Here is a 21138-nt window from a genome sequence, read left to right on the forward strand (position 1 = left end):
ATTAAAGGCAATTACTTTGATTGCGTGATTTTGAAAGAATTCTATTTTTATTTACTGCGCATCCTACTTCGCTATCCCGGGACATCCGATAATCATTACGTTGATATTTGCATCGTCGCTCGTTATCTTTTTGCAAAACAGGTGTAGATAATGACTGATTTTTATCTGTTGCTAACAAGTCTCTTTTAGCTAATGAACAGGCCTGGTCATTCTCATTTGGCTCGATAATAAATGAGGCATGCGCAACGCTGGAGAGAAAAATAACACTGCCAACTATCCATAGTTTCATTTTATAAAACCGCCTTTTCGTAGGAATTCCTTAGCCACTTTTTTCCTTTTTATTTCTATTATATGAGTGAAATTAAATAAGCGTTCCAGTGTTGATGTGTGCATAAAATCAGGTAATTCCACGTCTTTTCCGGCAACCGGCTTCACCAGGCTGACGGTGGCGACGACCACCAGTTCAGTTTGATTTTTTTGCGTTTGTGCATTGCGAAAGAATGCCCCTAAAATAGGAATATCACCAATGAAGGGGATCTTTTTAAGGGATTCCCGCTCTGATTTACTGATCAAACCACCTAGAATAAAGCTTTCGCCATCACCAAGTTCTAATGTGGTCGCTGCTTTACGTGTGCGTAATGAAGGGTAAGCATTACCCCCTTCGACGCTAAAGACTTTATCTACACTACTGACTTCTTCTTCCATGCTAATGCGGATACGATTTTTTTCATTTACCTTGGCCGCAATGTTTAGCTTGATACCATAAGTTTTGTATTTAATGGCGGTACTGTTCTGGGTAGAACTAAACAGCGGTATTTCGCCACCGACTAGAAATGAGGCACTTTCACCGGACAGTACCGATAGATTAGGTTCGGCCAGAACACGAGCAATAGAATCATCATTAATGGCATGAACTAATGTGCTAATTCCTGTGGCATTGAATTTTAAAAACTGAAAGGAGCCAACAGATGCTTCGTTGATGCTGCTCCAATCAACCCCTATATTCTCACTAAAGTCTTTAGTTACTTCAGCAATGGTTAATTTCACATTTACCTGGTTAGATTCAGGGAGTTTAATTTTATTAATTACCCCTAAGTAGTCAGGGTTATTAAACAGTTGGTCTTTACGGCTCTTCTCTCTTTTCTTATTTATTGCTTCGCCGACAATAGCAGCAATAGTATCTTTCGCCTCTTCTGAATCCGCTTTGCCGGTCAGCAGATAGCCATTACCTATTTTATTGATTTCTACGTTGCTATCAGGATATTCAATTTTTATTCTTTGATATGCGGAGGTAATAATGTCATTTACCATGACGGCAGTTTTTATCATTGGATGATTATCTTTATTAAATAAGATAAACTCTGCTATTCCTTCTTTTTTCGCATAAACAATAATGCTATTTTTACCAACCAGTTCATAATCAGCAATCGCAGCGGCGGAGACAAAAACAGTATCAATCTCCTCCTCTGTCTTTATGATATATGATTCGCCTGACGATAAGTAAACAGGCTTGGCATGTGCCTGATTGACAACTATTTGGCAGATTGCAATGGCGAAGAGTAAAAACAGTTTATTCCAACTGATATATTCTGGCCTGGGTGTTCTCATCCTCTTAGCTCTCTTGTTATGCGTAGTTTAGGTATGATGTCATATATATTTGTTGATTGATTATTGCCAGTGACGATACTCGGTGCCAGAACGATATCTCCCGACTTTTCTGCGATATGAATGATGTCAAGTTCCTCCCTTTTAATTATGACAGATATATAACCAGTTACGACTTCTCCAGTCTTTTGATTTTTGTTATTTTTTTCTGGTAATTCGTCTGTCGAATACTTTTTTATTCTTATTACTCTCATTGCGGGAATGATTTCATTCAACGAAAAGGTTTGACTTTTTTTATCGCTCAACTCTTTCGTGTTAATCACTGTGCCACTATTCATACCTTTGTTTTTGTCTGTCTCAAGCACTCTTAATTGAAATGAGAGGGAATCACCTACCTGCAATGTGTCCAACAAATACCCATTATTCTGATTAATATTGAATTTATAAATGACTTCCCCTTTTTTTAAGTTAAGGTAATTGAATTCATTACTATCGGGTGAAGCCAGAACTGCTGTTGTAATATAAGAACCCGCTGCAAGGTTTACTTTCAGTAAATGACTGTTGATGCCTGTTTTTCCTGACATGTTGCTTTTTATTAATTCACTTGATTCAGGTACCATGATGGCTTTTAGTGCATAATCGTTTTGAGTCAGTAGGGTACCTGAAGAGAGATCATGTGTTGACTGTGCCAGTACAATCTCAACTTCTTTTTCTTTATTCGAATCGACGAAATTATAGGGTGTATGTTCATCATTCTTGGTATTGATCATGATGCCGGCAGCCCCGATGGCGACAATCAGGATTGAAAATAATAAAAGAAACTTACGATTCATTAAAATAACCTTGTATTATTACTTAATTGACGGGTCTTTATTTTTTAGGTGAATAGCGATAATAAAAATCCCGAGGTAATCGCAACCGCATAGGGGACTCCTCGCTGTTGAATATCGTGTTTGTTAATCAACATACCTATTATCATTACCACTCCGCCCATAATGGCGGTATAGATAATGAAATCTAGTGATTGTTCTGCGGTGAGCGCCAACAGCAGGGCAGTAATGAGTTTTACATCGCCACCACCGATAATTTTAAAATGAAATATTATATAACCCATTAGTAATGAAAAAAGTGGAATGGTGATGTTAACCGTGCTGTTTGTTGTATACCCCAATGCTATGGAACTGAATATTATAGAAATAATAAATTTATTACTGATAATTCGGTTGCATATATCGCTATAACAAACGAGCAGTAGCTGTAATGCTAGCAGTATTATTAAGGATAATTTTATTATATCCATCATTTTTCCTAAAACAAAAACATGGCAACGATAAGTTGCCATGTGAAAATCCTGATAAATATTAATATTACGCGGCGATACTGCGGAGCTACTTCGGCGCTACTGCTGCTTTGGCAGTATCAACGGCCCCTTGTACTAAGTCGACTAGGGTTGGCCTTGCTAACGTAATAAATACGCCTGCCAATGCAATCACCATAACGTACTCAATAATAGAACCACGATTGTCTTTCAAAAACTCTTGAGTTTTAAGTTGAGTAACAACGTAACCTTTAGTGATTAAATCCATCATGTTAGTTTTCCTTTATAAATGATAAGGGAGTATTCCCTATTTTTAAGTTTTAGATGTAAAGAGTGACTGCTCTTTATTTAGCTACTATCCGATCCGACTCGATATAATCTCCGACTCGATATAATCAGTCTTGCTGGTAGTGACAACTATTTAACGATTTTTTTCGCTTGCTGGCCTTTTTATTACCATCATTTAATCTTTTTAAATTACCCTCATCTTATTATCGCTATCAGAAGTGCGGCTTATCCCCATTAAATAAGATGATAATAATTAACGTTGAGAGAAATGAGAGCCAGCAGAAAGAGAAAAAGGCCAGCAAGGAAATAAGTTTCTTCCAACGGTAACTGTGTAAAAAACTTTGTGGTGTCGCGACAGGTGATATTACGCTAGCCCCTGGTTTGAATGGTTGAGTTACTGGTGCAAGCTGCTCCCTATTAGATGCAGCAGTGATAAGGGGGTCTGCGTGCATTTGTTGTTCAGCTTCATCATTGATGATAATCTGACTAACAGAACCGGTATAGCGGACACCTTTACGTGGGATGGTATGAATAAGTGATTCTTTCAGCCCGACCTGAAGAAATGCTTTTCGCAACATATAGAGCTGCCCATAGTAGCTACTTTCACTTACAGCTCCGCGCTGTTCTTTCCATACCTGATTAATAATCTGCTCTTTTTCTGTTACACCACTAAGTAGCAGTTGTAAAAACCTAAGATTATTTTCAGTTAATATTACCACCGAGCCGTCAGGACCATTTAAGCAACGTAGCGTAGGGGAAAATAGCACCGTTCCTTCTAATTTAAACATAATCTCATTTGTCTCCATACTGATGGTTACCTATCCTATATAAGACGTTATGTGTTCTTTCAGTAATTTAAAATTATTAAGAGTGCCATGCTTTGTCTCTATTCTAATTCTCAATCTTCTTTAAAGACTATTTGTGTGTATTTTTGCATTTGATAATTATTCTTAACAAGCAGTTAATTAATTTTGTTGTGGTGTTGTTTATTATGTTTCATTACATATTCTTACCTGAGTTTCTCTTTTTCTTTTATTTAAAGGGTTAAATAAATTTAGTTTCCTAGTATTCTTCTGTTTTTGCTTTTAGTCTTTCATTTTTATAATTTTACTCTATTAAATATAATATTTGTTTTTATTGGTGGCGAAAGTTAATAGACGATAATTTAACAGGATAAATTTCTCTGGCAGAGCGATAACAACTGGGCTAACCGATATGAATTGATCGCAAGTGATAGTGTGTGGGGTGAAGAGTAAACTGTTAAAGTCTTAATCACTAAACAGTGATAACTACAGTAGGTGCCTTTATGACCATGGATTTATTTGATCAGTTGCCTCATGATCCCTGGATTGAAACGTTAGCGCCCGGTGCGGTTGTTTTACATCATTATGCACGGCAGCAGGCCGCATTATTATTTGCTGATGTTATTGCTATCACCACTGCCGCGCCTTTTCGCCATCTCATCACCCCCGGCGGTTACCGGATGTCGGTTGCCATGAGTAATTGTGGTCAGGTTGGTTGGGTGAGTGATATGCAAGGTTATCGCTATAGCCCGGTTGATCCTTTGACTGAGAAAAACTGGCCTGCCATTCCGGCAAGTTTTATGACATTAGCAGTCGATGCCGCGCAACAAGCGGGTTTCTCTCAATTTGAGCCAGATGCCTGCCTGATAAATCGCTACGAGGCAGGGGCTAAATTATCATTACATCAGGATAAAGATGAGCTGGATCTGCGTCAGCCAATAGTCTCGGTATCGCTGGGGCTAGCTGCGGTATTTCAATTTGGTGGGCTGACGCGTGAGGCTAAATGCCAGAGAGTCTTATTAACGCAAGGGGATGTTGTGGTCTGGGGTGGGCCTTCCCGTTTGAACTACCACGGTGTACTGCCATTGAAAGCCGGTTTTTCCGCTACGACCGGCGCTTATCGCATTAACTTAACCTTCCGTCGCACCCGCTGATTTGAGAGGTTATAAGAAAGTGTGAGAATGCCCTCAATCTTATCTGGCAAGAGTGAGGGCGATGAGAGTTTTATTGCTGTTGACTCTCTTTTTTATGCAGCAACATATAAACCGCAGGAATAACCAGCATCGAAAGCAGTGGTGCACTCACCATCCCGCCAATCATCGGTGCGGCAATACGTTGCATGACCTCTGACCCAGTCCCGCCGCCCCACATAATGGGAAGCAAGCCGGCCATAATAGTGGCGACAGTCATGGCTTTTGGTCGCACCCGCAGCACCGCGCCTTCATGAATAGCTGCACTCATCTGGCTGGCCGTCATAGCAATGCCGGGTTGCTGATGTTTTTTCACCGCCTGATTGAGATACAGCACCATTATTACGCCAAATTCAGCGGCCACACCGGCCAGGGCGATAAAGCCCACCGCGGCGGCAACGGAAAAGTTATATCCCAAGCCATACAGCAGCCACACCCCGCCAATCAGTGCGAAGGGAAGCGTCGCCATGATTAATGCAGCATCGCGGACACTGCTGAACGTGACATACAACAAGACAAAAATGATCATCAGGGTAACCGGTAACACAATTTTCAGTTTTGCCGTTGCCCGTTCCAGGTATTCAAACTGCCCAGACCAGCTAAGGGAGACACCTTCCGGCAGTTTCACTTGTTGTGCCACCGCTTGCTGCATTTCAGTAACGGCTGATTTCAAATCTCGCCCGCGCAGATCAACATAGACCCAGTCAGATAAGCGCGCATTTTCACTTTTCAGCATCGGTGGGCCTTCTGTCACCTTGATATCGGCCAGTTCCGCCAGTGCGACTTGCCCGCCACCGGCAGTCACTACCGGTAAATCACGCAATTTTTGCAGTGAATCACGTATTTCCCGTGGGTAGCGCAGGTTGATTGGATAACGTTCACGCCCTTCAATGGTTTCACCGATGTTTTGCCCGCCAATCACGGTCGCCACCAGTGATTGCAGTTCTTTTACTGAAACCCCATAGCGAGCGGCCCGTTGACGGTCAATGTTGATATCCACATAGCGGCCACCTGCCAGTCGTTCCGAGAGGGCCGAGGTCACACCTGGCACGTTGCGCACCACTTGTTCGATTTGCTGTGCCACCTGCTCAATTTGGTGCACATTTTTGCCATTCACTTTGATCCCAACCGGGCTTTTGATGCCGGTAGAGAGCATATCCAGCCGATTGCGGATCGGTGGCACCCAGAGATTGGCGATACCGGGCACCTTGACGGTGGCGTCCAGTTCTTCGATCAATTTGTCCATGGTCATGCCCGGCCGCCATTGATCCTTGGGTTTAAAACGAATGGTGGTTTCGATCATGGTCAGAGGGGCTGGATCTGTTGCCGTCTCTGCTCTCCCGGCTTTACCAAATACTGTCGCCACTTCCGGTATGGTTTTTATCAAACGATCGGTTTGTTGCAGTAAATGGCTGGCTTCGCGTACCGAAATCCCCGGCAGTGTAGAAGGCATATACAGTAAATCACCTTCATCCAACGCGGGCATAAACTCACTCCCCAGACGGCTTAATGGATACAGGGTTGCCAGCAGTAATATACCCGCGATAGCTAATGTGGTTTTTGGTCGCGCCAGTACGGCGGTTAACACCGGATGATAAAGGGCGATTAGCCCACGGTTAATGGGGTTGGCATTTTCATCAGGGATTTTGCCGCGAATAAAATAGCCCATTAATACCGGTACTAACGTAATGGCTAACCCCGCCGAAACGGCCATGGCATAGGTTTTGGTAAAAGCCAGCGGAGAGAACATCCGCCCCTCTTGCGCCTGTAATGTAAATACCGGAATAAACGATAATGTGATGATCAGTAAACTGCAAAACAGCGCCGGACCGACTTCAATGGCCGCCTGCTCTGAAATGCGCCAGTAATCCTGACTGACCGGTGTTTTCCCCGGGTTATCTCGCCGCCATTGCTCCAACACTTTGTGCATATTTTCGATCATCACGATCGCGGCATCCACCATAGCCCCGATGGCGATGGCTATCCCGCCCAGCGACATAATATTGGCATTGACCCCCTGATAGTGCATGACGATAAACGCCCCGAGAATCCCCAGGGGCAGAGTGATGATAGCCACCAATGCTGAGCGGAAGTGGAACAAAAACAGTGAGCAGATCACCGCCACCACTAAAAACTCTTCCAGCAATTTGAATGATAAGCTGTCGATGGCCTGAGTAATCAGGTGTGAACGATCATATACCGGTACGATTTCCACCCCAGCTGGTAAGCTGCGCTGAATCTGTTGCAGCTTCTCCTTCACGCCGTTAATGGTTTCCAGTGCATTTTTGCCATAGCGCATCACAATGATGCCACCGGCAACTTCCCCTTCACCATTAAGCTCGGCCACGCCACGGCGCATTTCTGGCCCCATCCGCACGGTAGCGACATCGGACAGTAAAATGGGAATACCTGCACGAGCAGTGATCACGATATTCCTGAAGTCATCCAGCGTTTTCAGGTAACCGCTAGCGCGCACCATATATTCTGCTGCCCCCATTTCCAGCACCGAACCACCGCCTTCCTGATTACTATCAGTAATGGCGCTGGCAATTTGTTGATGGGATAGATTTAGCGCCCGCATCTGTTCCGGGTCGAGAACGACTTGATATTGGCGCACCATGCCCCCGACACTGGCCACTTCAGAGACATTGGGTACTGTTTTCAACTCAAATTTTAGTGTCCAATCCTGCAAGGCACGCAGATCGGCCAGACTGTGTTTGCCGGTTCTGTCGATTAAGGCATATTCATAGATCCAACCCACCCCCGTGGCATCCGGTCCCAACGAGGCTTTGGCTTCAGCCGGCAAGGTAGCCTGCACCTGACTGAGATACTCCAGCACCCGTGAACGTGCCCAATAAGGATCAGTGCCATCATCAAACAGCACATAGACATAGGCGTCGCCGAACATCGAGAAACCGCGTACGGTTTTGGCACCAGGGACTGACAACATGGTGGTCGTCAGTGGGTAAGTCACCTGATCCTCGACCACTTGTGGTGCTTTACCGGGATAACTGACACGGATGATCACTTGCGTGTCTGACAAGTCTGGCAGCGCATCCAGCGGGGTTTGTTGCAGTGACCAAATTCCCCACGCGGCCATCATCACCGCGCCAAGCAGTACCAACAGCCGATTGCGCAGTGACCAGCGGATAATGGCGGCAATCATAGGTGGCTCCTGTGGGTATCGGTACTGCTATTGCTTGTTGCCGGCTGGATTTGGCGGATCTGTGCCCCTTGTTCATTGAGAGTGAAAGTGAAATTAACCTGACTACCAGCGACGATTTCCGGTGATAACGACTCTGCCGGTAGCTGGAAGTCCATCGTCATCGCTCCCCATTTCAAGGCCGCGATCGGGCCATGGGATAAGGTGATTGTTGAACCATTGATAGCGATGACTTTCCCTTGCACCGAGTAGATATCAATAGCTGCTGCGGCAGTGTTATTCGCTGTTGGCGTGGTATTCTCAGTTAAGGTGGGGGTATCCTCCATTTGTGGCAGAGCGCTTTGCAGACTGGCTTCTGAATCAATCAGGAATTGGCCCGAGGTCACCACCAACTGACCGGCGTTAAGCCCGGATTTTATCTCTGTCCAGCCGTCCTGAGTTTGCCCGGTACTGACATCCACTGGCTTAAAGTAGCCATTACCTTCAGCCAGCAGCACCCGGTTACTATTGCCTGACATCAGCAAGGCTTCTTGTGGAATAGCCAAGACCGGTTTTAGATTATCTGCTGGCGCGGATTGTACATTCAGGTACATGCCCGGTTTCAGCTTTTGTTGTGGGTTTTCCAGGACGATGCGCGCTTTTAAGGTGCGGGTAGCGAGATCCATATTAGGCAATAGCTCGCTGACGGTGCCGTGGAAGGTTTCACCCGGCCAACTGGCGGTCGTGGCGGCAATCGTACTGCCGATAGTGACTAAACTGGCTTGTGATTGCGGATAGTCCACCACTATCCATACCGGATCAAGGCTGGCTAATTCAAACAGTGATTGTGTCGCAGTCACTTGTGAACCGGCCCGAATATCCAACTTACTCACATAACCCTCAGACGGAGATCGTAAGGTGATCCGCGTTTGCGGCTGGCCGCTTTTTTCGACACTGCGAATCACCTCTTCTGGCATAAATTGCAGTTGTAGCCGTTGGCGAGCGGCGGCCGTTAATTGGCTATCACCCAAGGTACGGATTGCCAGATACTCTTGTTGCGCGGCACTCCAATCGGGAACCCATAATTGCGCCAATGGCTGATTTTTACTGACCGGTTGTTGATTGGCGCGTACATACAATTGTTCAATAATGCCGTTAGCCCGCGCCGCGATAACCTGCACGCTGCGCTCATCGGTTGCCACTGTGCCGTAACCGGCAAGACGATAGTTGAGTGATCGCATTTCCGCCGCGGCAGTGCGCACGCCTAAATTCTGCTGTTGGCGGGGGCTGATGCTAACGCCGCCCTGTGCTACGGCTTCATCGGCATAGCGCGGCACCAACTCCATATCCATAAACGGCGATTTGCCAGGTTGGTCGAAACGCTGGCCGGGGGACATAGGATCATACCAATACAGCACCTTCCGGCTATTTTCTGCCGGTGTTTTTTCAACCACCGTGGCTGCCGTGGTGGAGTGCTCTGAGGCGGGTTTAGCCAACAGATAACCGGCAACGCCACTGATCACGGCGACGGCCACCAGTGTCAAACTAGATAGCTTTTTCATCGCATGCTCTCCTGCGGGGTCAGATAACGGATGGCAGCCCAGGTACGGGCTAACTCTCTGGCGGCATTACTGGTATTGAGCTGGCTATCGAGCAGGGCACGCCGTGCTTCCAGCACACTGCTTAAATCGCTTTTATTGGCCTGATACTGCGCCATAACCAATTTAACCCGCTGTTTTTGCAGTGGTATAACCTCATCAGTCTGACGCTGCCATAATTGCTGTGTGGCCTGATATTGCGCCAGCAGAGTATCGAGTTGCGCCCGGTGGTCGCGGGTGAGTAACGTAAGCTGGTCGTTGGCTTCCATTGAACGCGATACATCGGCGGCATAGTCTTTGTCCTGACGTTGTGAGCGGAATAGTGGCAAATCAACGGTGATCATAACGCCCGCCATATCGTCATACTCGTCAGCTCGTTTAGCGTAATAGACCTCGATCCCAACGTCCGGTGTGGCGGCAATGGCCGATTGTGCGGAGCGGGCTTTGGCAACGTCAGCTTCACGGCTGGCAAGCAACACTTCAGGGTGCTGTTGGATGGCATCACGTAACACGGTGATATCTGCCGGTAGGCGGGCGAATGGTGGTAACGGGCCGCTGATATGCTTGACCTCAATACCGGTCAACTGCGTCAACTGGGTTTGTGCTAAGGCAACGTCACGTTGTGCGGTGGTCAATCTATCCTGCATGGCAGATAGCGTCAGGCGCGCATCCAATACACTGCTGGGTAATGCGCCACCACTGGCAACCCCGGCCCGTTGCAATGCGACCTGTTTTTCGCTTTCTTTTACCAGCACTTGCGCCGCGCCCACCGCCTGTTCGGTCAGGGCGAGATCAAGCCACGCCTGCGCCGTCTCTTTTTGCAGCCGGGTGCGGATAGTTTCACTGCCTGCTGCCGTTTTGCGCGCTTCAGCACTCAGGGTATCAGCCTTTCTTTGTCGCTTATCACTACTGATATAGTCCTGCATGATACCGACCCGCTGCATGGTCATGCCCTCGCGGGTGAAGCGGCGGGCATTACTGCCGCCGACCGGGAGGTTTTCAATACCAAACTTCAATTTTGGATCAGGCAGTTGGGTGGCTGAACTGGCCATATTTTCCAGCGCATTGACCTGATGCTGATTGGCTGACAGCTCGGCCGAGTAGCGTTCAGCATAGACCAGCGCCTGTTCCAGTGTGATATCTGCCGCGTAGCTCACCGCTGGCAGAGTGAAAAGTGCCGCCATTAGCAGTGCGGTAAATCCGAATGGCAGCGCAGCCGTGGGGCGCACCTGCTGTGGGTGATTCAGTAAAGGGGTCATCATTATCCCGTCTTATGGCTGCTGTGCTGAAATGGCAGTTAGCTGATAGCCTTGTTCGGTCTGGCGGAAACTGAAGGTCACGGATGTACCTGCGGGTAATGGCTGTGCGGCCAGGCTCTCCGGTAGGTCAAATGTCATGGTCATCGGTGGCCAGTTCAATGCCGGAATGGCGCTATGAGCGATAGATACGCGGGTGGCATGCCAGGTTTTTATCTGGCCCTGGGAGTGATAGCTCTCTGCTGGCGCAGAATCCGCCATTATTGTATGACTATCATGAGACATCGGGCTACTTTCACTCATGGCCGGGCTGGCGGCGAACAGCGGAGAAGAGAACAGTAATACAGCAGATACAGCGCTAAATAAGATACGCATAGCAATAACTCCAAAACATAGAATAAGCACAACACACCACGATTAAGTGGCCTGAAGAAAACGGTTATTTATGTCTGGATCTATTCTCTAAAGCGGCAGAAAGCGATTTCAGTGGGGGGGCCGACAATGGGGGGGGTATGCCAGTCAACGCGCTGGACGCGTGGTGTTTGTTGCCTATCAGCCAATACTAACTCCGTATTGGTGGGTAAGGCTGCCAGCACCAACATGCCGCTGTCAGACTGGATAGAGTCAGGGATGCAGTGTTTTTCACATAAGGAGTTTTGCCCCTGACCATGAGACATATCCATCATTGATGGCATGTCGTGCATTTGGTTTTCTGTTGCTAAAGGGTCAGGCTGTATATGCCCTTGATGCTGGGTAAATACCGGCGAGGCAGAAGGGGCAATATCACACTGATGGCCGGCGATGGCCAACTGCGCGTTGAGAATTAGCCAGCAGGCAACCAGCAGCATACCGCACATGCGCATTTTACTGGCGCGCATCCGGTGCATAAGCTGTGGTACTCCCCTAAATGCTGGCATGTTTAACCTGAATGTGTGGTGATATTAAATAATGCTGCCAGCGAGTATAGGATCATCTCCCTGTTTTTAGAATGGTTTTATCGGGTTGCACTGAGTGAAATAAAAGGTTGCCAAAACGTTAGTATGCTGAATTTATTCTATTTATTTCGATATCTGAAGCCACAATGGGGTTGATTAGAAGAAATATTTACTTTTCTTTAAGTTATTAGCCCACACCGCTATGCATCAATCGGCGTGGGCTGAATAAACCTAAGCCTTACCAGGCATAACTGACAGTTGCGGTGGCAACACGGCCACTGCCATAGAAGCAAGCTGCCATCTGTGCACAACTGGCAACATATTCTTTGTTGAACACATTGTTGACGTTAACCTGCAAACTGGTGCCTTTCATCGCTGGCAGAGCTTGTCCCAGTTCATAACGCATCATCCAGTCATACAATGTCACCGCCGGGACTTTAAAGCTGTTCTTGGCATCACCCCAACTGGTGCCGATATAGCGGACACCAACACCAGTGGATAAGCCATCGACTACTCCTTTATCAAAGGTATACATTCCCCACAGTGAGGCGGAATGGCTTGGTGTGCGGGCTGGCATTTTGCCTAATTCAGCCAGTGTTTTGGTTTCACGCACTTTCCCTTTGGTGTAGGTATAGGCAGCAATCAGGTTGATATTGTCGTTAATCTCACTGTTTAACTGCGTTTCGATCCCCTGAGATTGCACTTCACCAATTGGGACGTTGTAGGCCAGCGCCTGGTCGTATTGGCTGATATTTTTCTGGCGTAAATCGTACAATGCAGTCGTCAACAAGGTGCTGCTGCCCGGTATCTGGTATTTGAGGCCAAGCTCAACTTGACGCGCGGTAACCGGGTCCAATGCCCCAGTTCCCGGCGCGCCTTTGGCGGTGCTAGGTTCAAATGAAGTACTGTAACTGATATACGGCGAGATACCGGAATCAAAGGCATACAACACACCAGCACGGCCGGTAAAGGCATGGTCGTCTTGTTGATCCTGAGTAGCGGTTTTGCGGCTTAGCGTTTTTAACTGTGACCAGTCATAGCGCCCGGATAAGAGGAAATTCCACTTATCCAGTTCAATTTGATCTTGTAAATAGACCCCCACCTGATCGAGTTTGGTCAGATCACTGCTATTGAGTGACAAGTCACTCTCTTTAATATTCAGACCATAGACAGGTGATACCCAATCCAGATTGTATTTTGTCTGCACGGTGCCCATAAAGAACTGACTATCAATACGGCTACGTTTGTAATCCAGCCCAGTCAGCACCGTATGGTTTAACTGCCCGGTCCAGAAATCAGCTTGCAGTTGGTTATCAACGGCAAACTCAGCCATGGTCTGGCGCTCGATTTGCGGGCGACGAGTCATGGTGCGGTTATCTGGCAGCAAATTCATAAAGACCAGATACTTGTAGTCTTGCTTGTTATAGCTGTAGCGCAGGTTCTGGCGGAATTTAAAGGTGTCATTGATATAATGTTCAAGAGCATAGCCGACAGAGGTCTGCTCGCGTTCAGACTGATCAAATGACGGATCGCTAACGTTAAAATCGTAAGGTATATGGCCGTATGCAGTACCAAACACGGTTCCAGTGGCTGGCAAGAAGTTACGTGAACCGGCTTTGGGTTCTTTCTGATAACTGGTCAGTAAGGTAAAGGTGGTGTCTTCGTTCGGGATAAAGGTTAGTGCCGGGGCGAGAGCAAAACGCTCCTGTTTAAAGCTATTTACGGCATCATCTTGTGTTCTGCCAAGCCCGTTCAAACGATAGAGTAGTTTACCTTCATCATCCAACACGCCACCGAAGTCGAATGCTGCTTCAGCCAGGCTATTATTGCCTGCACCCACCTGCACTTTATGAATACTTTCCGCTGTTGGGCGTTTACTGACCATATTGATCAGGCCGCCGGGGTTCACCTGGCCGTAAAGCACTGATGCTGGGCCGCGGATGACTTCAATTCGTTCCAGCAACCAGGGGTCTATCTGGCCTCCACGGCGTGCACCACCTAATGAGTTGTAGCTTAAGCCATCGAGAAAACGCGGGGCATAGCCAAAACCACGAATGATCACTTCGTCATTCATATTCGAGCCGCCACGGTATTCCGGCACGACACCGGCGGTATAGCGCAGGGCCTGTGCCACAGAAGCCGCCCCTTGATCTTGCATTTGCTGGCGGGTAATAACTGAAACTGATTGTGGGGTGCGGATCAGTGGTGTGTCAGTTTTAGTCGCGGTGGCGCTGTTTTTAGCGACGAAACCATCATCTTGTTGGCCGCTGCCCGGTTTGGCGACAACCACTAATTTATCTTCTTTAGCCGCAGTGGCCGCTAATGCGTTGAGTGACGGTATCAGTATCAAGGTGGTGGTGAATAATAAGGTCTTTGCTGTGCAGCCTGCGCGAAATGGCAATGTTGTTGGTATCTTCTTGCCAGAAATATCAAACATGATTTATCCCTACCTGGAAGTACAATAATGGAAAGTATTTAAACCTCATACGTCAGGTTCTTGATGCCAACCGGGCTTTATTTGCCTCTATTTAGCTTGGTTGTTACAAAAAAACGTTATATTCCAATCCAATAACCGTCGCATAGCACATCGCCCATATCTAAATTACGATGATAGGCTGGCACACTGGAGAGAATGCTTACTATGTTATTGCAAATAATAATACTTCTCAATATTATTTGTGTTTAGGTAATAACCTTATATATATTAAGTCTTATATCCATTTGTGATGGCGCACAGTCGCCGCGCTATCAATGAATAAAGACTTAATCATAAATAGACCGTGACCGGTGTGATGACATAAAGAGGGCAGCGTGTGAGAGTGGCGAGCGAATATCCAGAGAGTCAGCAGTTATTACAGGATCCTTCGGCGGGCAGTGAATCATGGTGGCAGCGCATCGCACAGTGGGGAACGCCCCTGACTGAACCGGCAGCGGCTGGCAAAGTAAAGCTGACTTTCCTGTGGCGCGACCGACAAGGAAAGGCGCGTGATTCGGTATATAGCTGCGTGTATATCGATGTTAACGGCGTGACAGATCACCACAGTGTTAATCCTGAATCGCTCACTCGGCTGGGCCAGACGGATGTTTGGTATTGGCAGGCAGAGGTGGAGTCTGATTTTCGTGGCAGTTACAGCTTTATTCCCGTCTCAGCAGAGAAATGTTTGAATTTGCCGGCCGGTAATCCGCAAGAACAGCGTCAGGCACAGCGCGATTGGTGGATCTCATTGATGGATCTCGCTGAGAACGATCCGTTAAACCCGATCGCCGCGCATTGCAGTTATCGCGGAATGCCACTTTCTGCGGTTCATTTAGCCGATGCTTTGCCGCAAACGGCCTGGCAGCCAATTGATGCGGGTAAAATTCTGCCCGCCGACCCGCAACGTCTGCAACTGATTAGTTGGCACAGTCAGTTATTGGGCAATAGTCGCAATGTGTGGATTTACTCAACGACAACCGGTGCTGAAGATAAAGCCGATCGCCCATTGGCTATCTTGCTGGATGGCCAATATTGGGCACTCAGGCAGCCGGTGTTTGGCATTTTGGATAGTGAAACCGCCGCAGGGCGTTTACCTGCTGGCGTCTATGTGTTGATCGACATCATTGACCAGACTCATCGTTCGCAAGAGCTGCCTTGTAATCAGGATTTCTGGCAGGCATTGCAAACGGAATTACTCCCGCAGATTGCATTGCAACAGGCTTTTACGGAACAAGCGTCTCGTACTGTGGTGGCCGGGCAGAGTTTTGGTGGGTTGGCATCGTTGTACGCTGGATTACATTGGCCACAGCGTTTTGGTTGTGTGTTGAGTCAGTCCGGTTCGTTCTGGTGGCCTGATGTTGATAATTTCAAGGCACTGACGGCGGGGACTGCTGAACGTCAGGGCTGGCTGACCGAGCAGGTGTATCAGGGATTGGGGGCGAGTCAGCCATTGAATATCTTTATGGAAGCAGGTCGCCGTGAAGATGTGATTTATCAGGTCAATCAAGCCATGAGTGCAGCGCTTCGTCAGGCAGGGCATCGGTTGCAGTATCGGGTCTATGCGGGTGGGCATGATGCTCTATGCTGGCGGGGGGGCTTGATTGATGGATTGCGCTGTCTGTTAACCTGATCGACTGAGTCTTAACCGCCTTCGGCGAGCAGAGGGCAGACTCGCTCTCTGCTCGCTGGCGGATTAAATTTTAAATCGCCCCTTCGGTATCACCAATGGTGTATGTGAAACCGGATCATCAATGATCAAACACGGCATACCAAATACCTGCTCGACCAAATCTGCCGTGATCACCTCGCGCGGGTGACCTTGTGTAACTACCTGCCCGTCGCGCATGGCGATAATATGGGTAGCGTAACGACAGGCATGATTAAGATCATGCAGAACAGCAACCAAGGTATGGTTATGTTGCTGATTAAGGTTACTGAATAACTCCAATAAATCAATCTGATGGGCGATATCTAAATAGGTGGTGGGTTCATCCAGCAGCAACAGCGGCGTCTGCTGTGCCAATACCATAGCTATCCATACTCGCTGGCGTTGCCCGCCGGATAATGCGTCCACTGATCTGTCAGCCAGTTCACTGACACCGGTGGCTTGCATGGCATTATTGACCGCCAGTTTATCGGCCTGTGTCCATTGCTGTAATAACTTCTGATGGGGATAACGGCCACGCGCCACCAAATCTAACACGCTGATACCGTCGGGTACTTGCGAACTTTGTGGCAACAAACCCAAATGACGAGCCACCTGCCGGGTATCAATGCTGGCGATATTCTTGCCGTCTAAAATTACCTGACCTGCTTGCGGTTTCAGCAAACGGCTCAGTGCGCGTAGCAGCGTTGATTTACCACAGGCATTGGGGCCGACAATCACCGTAAATTCACCATCAGGAATGGAGATGCTCAGGTTCTGGCTGATTATCTTACCGTCGTAGCCCAGTGTTAGGGCGTCGGCTTGTAAGCGGGAGGAAAAATCGCTGTGATGTAGGGTGGTTGCAGGGGTAACAATACTCATGATCGCCCGGACTCCCGGATTAAAAGCCAAATAAGATACAGGCCGCCGATGCTGGTGGTAACCACGCCGACCGGCAATTGATTAGGTGGAAATAGGTGTTGGGCGCAGAGATCGGCGGCAACCAGTAATAAGGCGCCCATCAGTGCCGACGTGGTTAACGTCACTGAAGATGTGCCCGCCAGACGCCGTGCTATTTGTGGGGCGGCTAATGCAATAAAGGAGATAGGCCCGGCGGCGGCGGTGACGGCGGCCATTAGAATGACGCCAATCGCCATCAGGCTCAGGCGAGTTTTCTCAACGGGAACCCCTAATGCACCAGCGGCATCATCGCCCATTTCCAGCAGTGGCATGCGGCGGCTAAGCAGCATTGCAGCTATCGTCGCGGCAAAGATAAACATCAGTGATGGCAGGCCCTTAGCCCAGCTCAGACCATTCAATGACCCCGCCCCCCAGGCCGCGGCAGTCATCGCCGATTCCAGTGATGCCGTGATTGTCAGCCAGGTATTGAATGCAGTGAGCATCGCGCCAATGGCAATGCCGACAATAATTAGCCGAAAACCTTGAATCCCTTGTCGATATGCCAGCAGATACACCGCAATAGCTGCCAGTAAGCCGCCAACCAAGGCGCTGCTGGCAATCTCGAAATAGTTGCCATTAAACAGAGTAATCGCGACTAGCGCGCCGGTATAGGCACCCATATTAAAGCCGATGATGTCAGGGCTGCCGAGTGGGTTACGTACTAATGACTGAAATATTGCGCCACTGATACCCAGTGCGGCACCAAAAATCAGCGCCATCACTGCGCGGGGTAAGCGCCACTGATTGACGATAATATCCACTGCACCACGGGTTTGCCCGAACAAGGCATTAAGTACCTGTTGAGGCGACAACGCCAGAGTCCCCGCCATTAATGCCAGCAGTGCGCCCAACAAACAGGCCAGCAGCAGCAGGCTGCAAACAACTAAACTGCGTGGTCGGATGCGTAAATTTATCGCGCCATCGGGGCGACCAAATAGCCACGGCGAGGTGACAGACTTCATAGCGTGGTCATCCTTTTGTTACGTCGAACGAGCCAGATTAGCAAAGGCGCGCCAATAAATGCCGTTACGACGGAAACCCGTAACTCGCCCGGCACCAAGAAGCGGCCAATAATGTCAGATACCAGCAACAGGATAGGTGTCATCACTAATGTGAATGGGAGAATCCAACATTGATTCGGCCCAACAATCCAACGGGCGATATGGGGGACCATCAGGCCAACAAAGGCGATAGGGCCAACGGCTGCGGTAGCGGCACCGCACAACAAGGTGACGGCGATGACTGCCCAAAATTGGGTTTGGACAATACGGGCCCCAATCGCGGCCGCCAGATCCTCTCCCATATGCATGGCATTGAGTGGCCGAGCCAGCAGCAGGGAGATTACACCGCCGAGCAGGATTGCCGGAGTGACGGCCAATACCACCGACATACTGCGGATATCCAATGAACCTGCCTGCCAGAAGCGCACCCGATCAAAAACCAGTGGATGTGTCAGTGCTATGCCAGAGGAAATCCCCATTAACACAGCGCCAATCGCGACACCGGAAAGTGTCAGGCGCAGGGGATTAACGCGCCCGCCGCCCTGAGCACCGACCCAATACACCACCAGGGTGGTTAACATCGCACCGATAAAAGCGGAAATAATATAGCCCTGAATGGCATTAACGCCGAAAAAAATGATCCCGACGGCGACGGCAAAACTGGCTCCGGCATTGACGCCAAGAATACCGGGGTCAGCCAGTGGGTTACGGGTTAGGGCTTGCATGACTGCACCCGATAGCCCCAGCGCTGCACCGGCGAGTACACCAATCAGGGTTCGCGGCAGACGTGATTCAACGATCAAAATGCTATCGGCGCTGTGCTCTGTACCGAGCAAACTCTGCCAGACCACAGAGAAAGGGATAGCTTTGGCACCGAGCATCAGGCTGGCAGCCATGACCAATAGCAACACAACAATGCTGAACAGCAGCAGCAGCCCGCGTCGGCGCGTTGTTGGTACCCCTGACGTCGACACCGGTGTCAGCGGTTTTATTGAATATTGATCTGGAGAATAATCAGCAGGCATTGTAACTCTTCTTTAACAAATGATTATTGTTATCGATTTGATTATCATTATTATTTGGGTGAGATATGTTAGCACGCATTATTGTTAGAATGCATCGCTGTGGTAGCGCAGGGGGAAATTTAGCCTGCTCGGTCACATTCCTGAATGCGCTCAACGTCAGAACCGGGACTTACCCAATCAATGAGCAGGTTTAAACATCCCTTCAATTCGGGCTAACAGATTACTCGCACTGTAATAATCCAAGCGGAAAGTGTCATAACCCACGGCATAAACACGGTTGTGCTCAATCGCTGGAATATGAGCTAAAAATTTATTACTTTTCAATGCATCAACTGACGGTTGATCACCGGAGAAGAGTAAAATAGTCTCACCGTTCAGACCTTCAGCCAGCTTCTCGCCACCTAACTGAATAATATCCTTACGATGTCCCATACTGGTGTTGCCTTTCACGGCTTCAGGTATTTCAGCGAGCCTAAAGCCCAGCGCCTGCAACAACTTGCCCTGTGCCGAGTCTTCAGTCCACAAGTTCGCGGTGCTACCGGCGGCTTGATAGACAAAAGCCGACGTTGGCTGCGGTGGTAAGGTAATACTCTGTTTCACCTCATTGAGCCGGTTGGCAAATTTATCAATCACATCTTTCGCATCGGTTTCATGGCCAGTTGCCTGCCCCAATATCATTGCTAACTCTTGCCAGCTTTTATCATCGTAATTAATCACTAAGGTTGGCGCGATAGCGGATAACTGCTCATACAATTTCACCGCGGAATCCCCCCCGGTGGCAGAAATAATAATTAAGTCAGGGTTCATGCCGGCAACAGCTTCGGCGTTTGGCTCAGTCTGATATATCGGCACCAGTTTTTTTGCCTGTGCGACAGCCGACCATTGAGTAAAGAACCCTTGATTATCTGCGACAGTGGAGCTGGGCGCGGTCGCTCCACTGGCAATCACCGGCGCATTGATCGCCAATAAGGTGCCAGTGATGGTGATGCTGGTGGAGACAATCCGTGTAGGTTGCTGCGTTAATGTGACCGGGCCTTTAGCCGTTTCCACCGTCCGGGACCATGCTGGTGAGTTGTCGTCTGCCGCTGATGCGTTGTTCTCCTCCGCGGGTTTGCAGCCGGATAACCAAAATATCAGACACAGCAAGCCCAGTAGGGCAGGCAGAGAACGGGATGTTTTACAGGCAGACATATAGTGGGACATAACGGCGTTTTCTCTTTCTATTTAACGGTGCCAGGTCGTAATTTATCACGCTATAAAATGAATGGTAGTAATTATTATTCCTATTACTATTTACAATGTGGTGAGTGAAAGGGAAGATTGGCGTGCTCATCTTCAAGACAGGAAACCTGGCGAAATATCGCACCAGTCAAACCATTTAGAAGACGATCAGTCGCGTGCTGGCCAGACTCATTAGCATGATTTAAGCCAATTCAGCCGGCCTTTGGGGGCTGCGGCTAGCGCGAATTAAGGTGTAATACCGGCCAGCGATCGTTGGCCGCTCTTCTGTTAGTATCACCGCCGCCGTGCTAAGCACATGCCTATATTGCAATGAATAAAATTGTTATTTCCCCAGCCTGGTTTCCTTGCTAAAAAAATACGGAATCAACCATAGTAAATAAATAGTTAAATTTTGCTGTATCGCGTGCCTGATGGTTTGATATGGATTTTTGTTATTATTTTATTTATCTCGCCCAATCGCATTTAATAAGATATTTAATTCTGCAATTGCAAAAACAGGTAATTCTCTATCTGTAAGTAAATTAATTGATTGGCTAACTATTCTAAGAGTTAATAGGCAATGGGGCGCTGTATTTATATTCAGAATAAATACATATAATGTGGAAACTACTGAGCGTTGTTAATCAGTTTTCGATCAAGATTATCGAACGTTAT

Annotated in this window: 18 protein-coding genes; 2 read left to right on the plus strand and 16 right to left on the minus strand. The window is 48.1% G+C overall.

Translation table 11 applies throughout. From position 1 onward, the window contains the following. Window position 1: 1 nt before the first annotated feature. The 6 genes from Q2T71_RS21805 to Q2T71_RS21830 all read right to left on the minus strand — a co-directional run bounded on the left by Q2T71_RS21805 (window position 2) and on the right by Q2T71_RS21830 (window position 4017). Window positions 2-289 (minus strand): hypothetical protein, encoded by a 288-nt coding sequence (locus Q2T71_RS21805; RefSeq protein ID WP_372560510.1) that lies wholly within the window; start codon window positions 287-289, stop codon window positions 2-4. Then, window positions 286-1608 (minus strand): type II and III secretion system protein family protein, encoded by a 1323-nt coding sequence (locus tag Q2T71_RS21810; RefSeq protein WP_372560511.1) that lies wholly within the window; start codon window positions 1606-1608, stop codon window positions 286-288. The genes Q2T71_RS21805 and Q2T71_RS21810 overlap by 4 nt, the downstream gene beginning before the upstream one ends. Then, complete coding sequence (locus Q2T71_RS21815) at window positions 1605-2438, minus strand: tight adherance operon protein (protein ID WP_372560512.1); 834 nt, start codon at window positions 2436-2438, stop codon at window positions 1605-1607. Before Q2T71_RS21815 ends, Q2T71_RS21810 begins: the two co-directional genes overlap by 4 nt. 44 nt (window positions 2439-2482) lie before the next feature. Beyond that, window positions 2483-2905, minus strand: a complete 423-nt coding sequence (locus Q2T71_RS21820) for a prepilin peptidase (protein WP_372560698.1) — start codon at window positions 2903-2905, stop codon at window positions 2483-2485. An 88-nt stretch (window positions 2906-2993) separates the two neighbouring features. Continuing rightward, window positions 2994-3194: a pilus assembly protein gene (locus Q2T71_RS21825; protein ID WP_372560513.1), complete on the minus strand. Its 201-nt coding sequence runs from the start codon at window positions 3192-3194 to the stop codon at window positions 2994-2996. A 229-nt stretch (window positions 3195-3423) separates the two neighbouring features. After that, on the minus strand, window positions 3424-4017 hold the full coding sequence (locus Q2T71_RS21830) for a transcriptional regulator (protein ID WP_372560514.1): 594 nt from the start codon (window positions 4015-4017) through the stop codon (window positions 3424-3426). Window positions 4018-4517: 500 nt separating this feature from the next. Between Q2T71_RS21830 and alkB the strand changes: the two genes are divergently transcribed. After that, window positions 4518-5168 carry a DNA oxidative demethylase AlkB gene (gene alkB / locus Q2T71_RS21835; protein WP_372560515.1) on the plus strand — a complete coding sequence of 217 codons (651 nt, stop codon included), beginning with the start codon at window positions 4518-4520 and terminating at the stop codon, window positions 5166-5168. 70 nt (window positions 5169-5238) lie between these two features. Here the strand turns inward: alkB and Q2T71_RS21840 are convergent, their stop codons facing one another. From Q2T71_RS21840 to Q2T71_RS21865, 6 genes are all read right to left on the minus strand, one after another. After that, window positions 5239-8370, minus strand: coding sequence for an efflux RND transporter permease subunit (locus tag Q2T71_RS21840; RefSeq protein ID WP_372560516.1), 3132 nt, complete (start codon window positions 8368-8370; stop codon window positions 5239-5241). Then, entirely contained in the window at window positions 8367-9908 is a 1542-nt protein-coding gene (locus Q2T71_RS21845; protein ID WP_372560517.1) for an efflux RND transporter periplasmic adaptor subunit, read from the minus strand. The genes Q2T71_RS21840 and Q2T71_RS21845 overlap by 4 nt, the downstream gene beginning before the upstream one ends. After that, window positions 9905-11203: a TolC family protein gene (locus Q2T71_RS21850; protein ID WP_372560699.1), complete on the minus strand. Its 1299-nt coding sequence runs from the start codon at window positions 11201-11203 to the stop codon at window positions 9905-9907. Before Q2T71_RS21850 ends, Q2T71_RS21845 begins: the two co-directional genes overlap by 4 nt. A gap of 12 nt (window positions 11204-11215) precedes the next feature. Beyond that, window positions 11216-11575, minus strand: coding sequence for a copper-binding protein (locus tag Q2T71_RS21855; protein ID WP_372560518.1), 360 nt, complete (start codon window positions 11573-11575; stop codon window positions 11216-11218). Window positions 11576-11655: 80 nt separating this feature from the next. Further along, window positions 11656-12087: a hypothetical protein gene (locus tag Q2T71_RS21860; RefSeq protein WP_372560519.1), complete on the minus strand. Its 432-nt coding sequence runs from the start codon at window positions 12085-12087 to the stop codon at window positions 11656-11658. Between the two features lie 286 nt (window positions 12088-12373). After that, the gene (locus Q2T71_RS21865; RefSeq protein ID WP_372560520.1) at window positions 12374-14572 is read right to left on the minus strand and encodes a TonB-dependent siderophore receptor; all 2199 of its coding nucleotides are present in this window, start codon (window positions 14570-14572) and stop codon (window positions 12374-12376) included. Window positions 14573-14948: 376 nt separating this feature from the next. On the opposite strand from Q2T71_RS21865, the gene fes reads away from it, so the two are divergent. Next, window positions 14949-16241 carry an enterochelin esterase gene (fes, locus tag Q2T71_RS21870; protein WP_372560521.1) on the plus strand — a complete coding sequence of 431 codons (1293 nt, stop codon included), beginning with the start codon at window positions 14949-14951 and terminating at the stop codon, window positions 16239-16241. Window positions 16242-16304: 63 nt separating this feature from the next. Here fes and Q2T71_RS21875 read toward each other — a convergent pair whose 3' ends face one another. The 4 genes from Q2T71_RS21875 to fepB all read right to left on the minus strand — a co-directional run bounded on the left by Q2T71_RS21875 (window position 16305) and on the right by fepB (window position 20445). Further along, entirely contained in the window at window positions 16305-17138 is an 834-nt protein-coding gene (locus Q2T71_RS21875) for an ABC transporter ATP-binding protein (RefSeq protein ID WP_372560522.1), read from the minus strand. Continuing rightward, the gene (fepG, locus tag Q2T71_RS21880) at window positions 17135-18178 is read right to left on the minus strand and encodes an iron-enterobactin ABC transporter permease (RefSeq protein ID WP_372560523.1); all 1044 of its coding nucleotides are present in this window, start codon (window positions 18176-18178) and stop codon (window positions 17135-17137) included. Before fepG ends, Q2T71_RS21875 begins: the two co-directional genes overlap by 4 nt. Continuing rightward, window positions 18175-19242 carry a Fe(3+)-siderophore ABC transporter permease gene (gene fepD / locus Q2T71_RS21885; protein ID WP_372560524.1) on the minus strand — a complete coding sequence of 356 codons (1068 nt, stop codon included), beginning with the start codon at window positions 19240-19242 and terminating at the stop codon, window positions 18175-18177. The genes fepG and fepD overlap by 4 nt, the downstream gene beginning before the upstream one ends. A gap of 177 nt (window positions 19243-19419) precedes the next feature. Further along, a complete protein-coding gene (gene fepB / locus Q2T71_RS21890; protein WP_372560525.1) occupies window positions 19420-20445 on the minus strand; it encodes a Fe2+-enterobactin ABC transporter substrate-binding protein in 1026 nt (341 codons plus the stop codon). Between the last annotated feature and the right edge of the window lie 693 nt (window positions 20446-21138).

The sequence above is a fragment of the Yersinia sp. 1652 StPb PI genome, from assembly GCF_041538345.1.
Classification (GTDB): domain Bacteria; phylum Pseudomonadota; class Gammaproteobacteria; order Enterobacterales; family Enterobacteriaceae; genus Yersinia; species Yersinia enterocolitica_E.

Coding starts and splice junctions, on each gene's coding strand:
- Q2T71_RS21805 (WP_372560510.1), bottom strand. CDS start 289: ATGAAACTATGGATAGTTGGCAGTGTTATTTTTCTCTCCAGCGTTGCG.
- Q2T71_RS21810 (WP_372560511.1), bottom strand. CDS start 1,608: ATGAGAACACCCAGGCCAGAATATATCAGTTGGAATAAACTGTTTTTA.
- Q2T71_RS21815 (WP_372560512.1), bottom strand. CDS start 2,438: ATGAATCGTAAGTTTCTTTTATTATTTTCAATCCTGATTGTCGCCATC.
- Q2T71_RS21820 (WP_372560698.1), bottom strand. CDS start 2,905: ATGGATATAATAAAATTATCCTTAATAATACTGCTAGCATTACAGCTA.
- Q2T71_RS21825 (WP_372560513.1), bottom strand. CDS start 3,194: ATGATGGATTTAATCACTAAAGGTTACGTTGTTACTCAACTTAAAACT.
- Q2T71_RS21830 (WP_372560514.1), bottom strand. CDS start 4,017: ATGGAGACAAATGAGATTATGTTTAAATTAGAAGGAACGGTGCTATTT.
- alkB (WP_372560515.1), top strand. CDS start 4,518: ATGACCATGGATTTATTTGATCAGTTGCCTCATGATCCCTGGATTGAA.
- Q2T71_RS21840 (WP_372560516.1), bottom strand. CDS start 8,370: ATGATTGCCGCCATTATCCGCTGGTCACTGCGCAATCGGCTGTTGGTA.
- Q2T71_RS21845 (WP_372560517.1), bottom strand. CDS start 9,908: ATGAAAAAGCTATCTAGTTTGACACTGGTGGCCGTCGCCGTGATCAGT.
- Q2T71_RS21850 (WP_372560699.1), bottom strand. CDS start 11,203: ATGACCCCTTTACTGAATCACCCACAGCAGGTGCGCCCCACGGCTGCG.
- Q2T71_RS21855 (WP_372560518.1), bottom strand. CDS start 11,575: ATGCGTATCTTATTTAGCGCTGTATCTGCTGTATTACTGTTCTCTTCT.
- Q2T71_RS21860 (WP_372560519.1), bottom strand. CDS start 12,087: ATGCACCGGATGCGCGCCAGTAAAATGCGCATGTGCGGTATGCTGCTG.
- Q2T71_RS21865 (WP_372560520.1), bottom strand. CDS start 14,572: ATGTTTGATATTTCTGGCAAGAAGATACCAACAACATTGCCATTTCGC.
- Q2T71_RS21875 (WP_372560522.1), bottom strand. CDS start 17,138: ATGAGTATTGTTACCCCTGCAACCACCCTACATCACAGCGATTTTTCC.
- fepG (WP_372560523.1), bottom strand. CDS start 18,178: ATGAAGTCTGTCACCTCGCCGTGGCTATTTGGTCGCCCCGATGGCGCG.
- fepD (WP_372560524.1), bottom strand. CDS start 19,242: ATGCCTGCTGATTATTCTCCAGATCAATATTCAATAAAACCGCTGACA.
- fepB (WP_372560525.1), bottom strand. CDS start 20,445: ATGTCCCACTATATGTCTGCCTGTAAAACATCCCGTTCTCTGCCTGCC.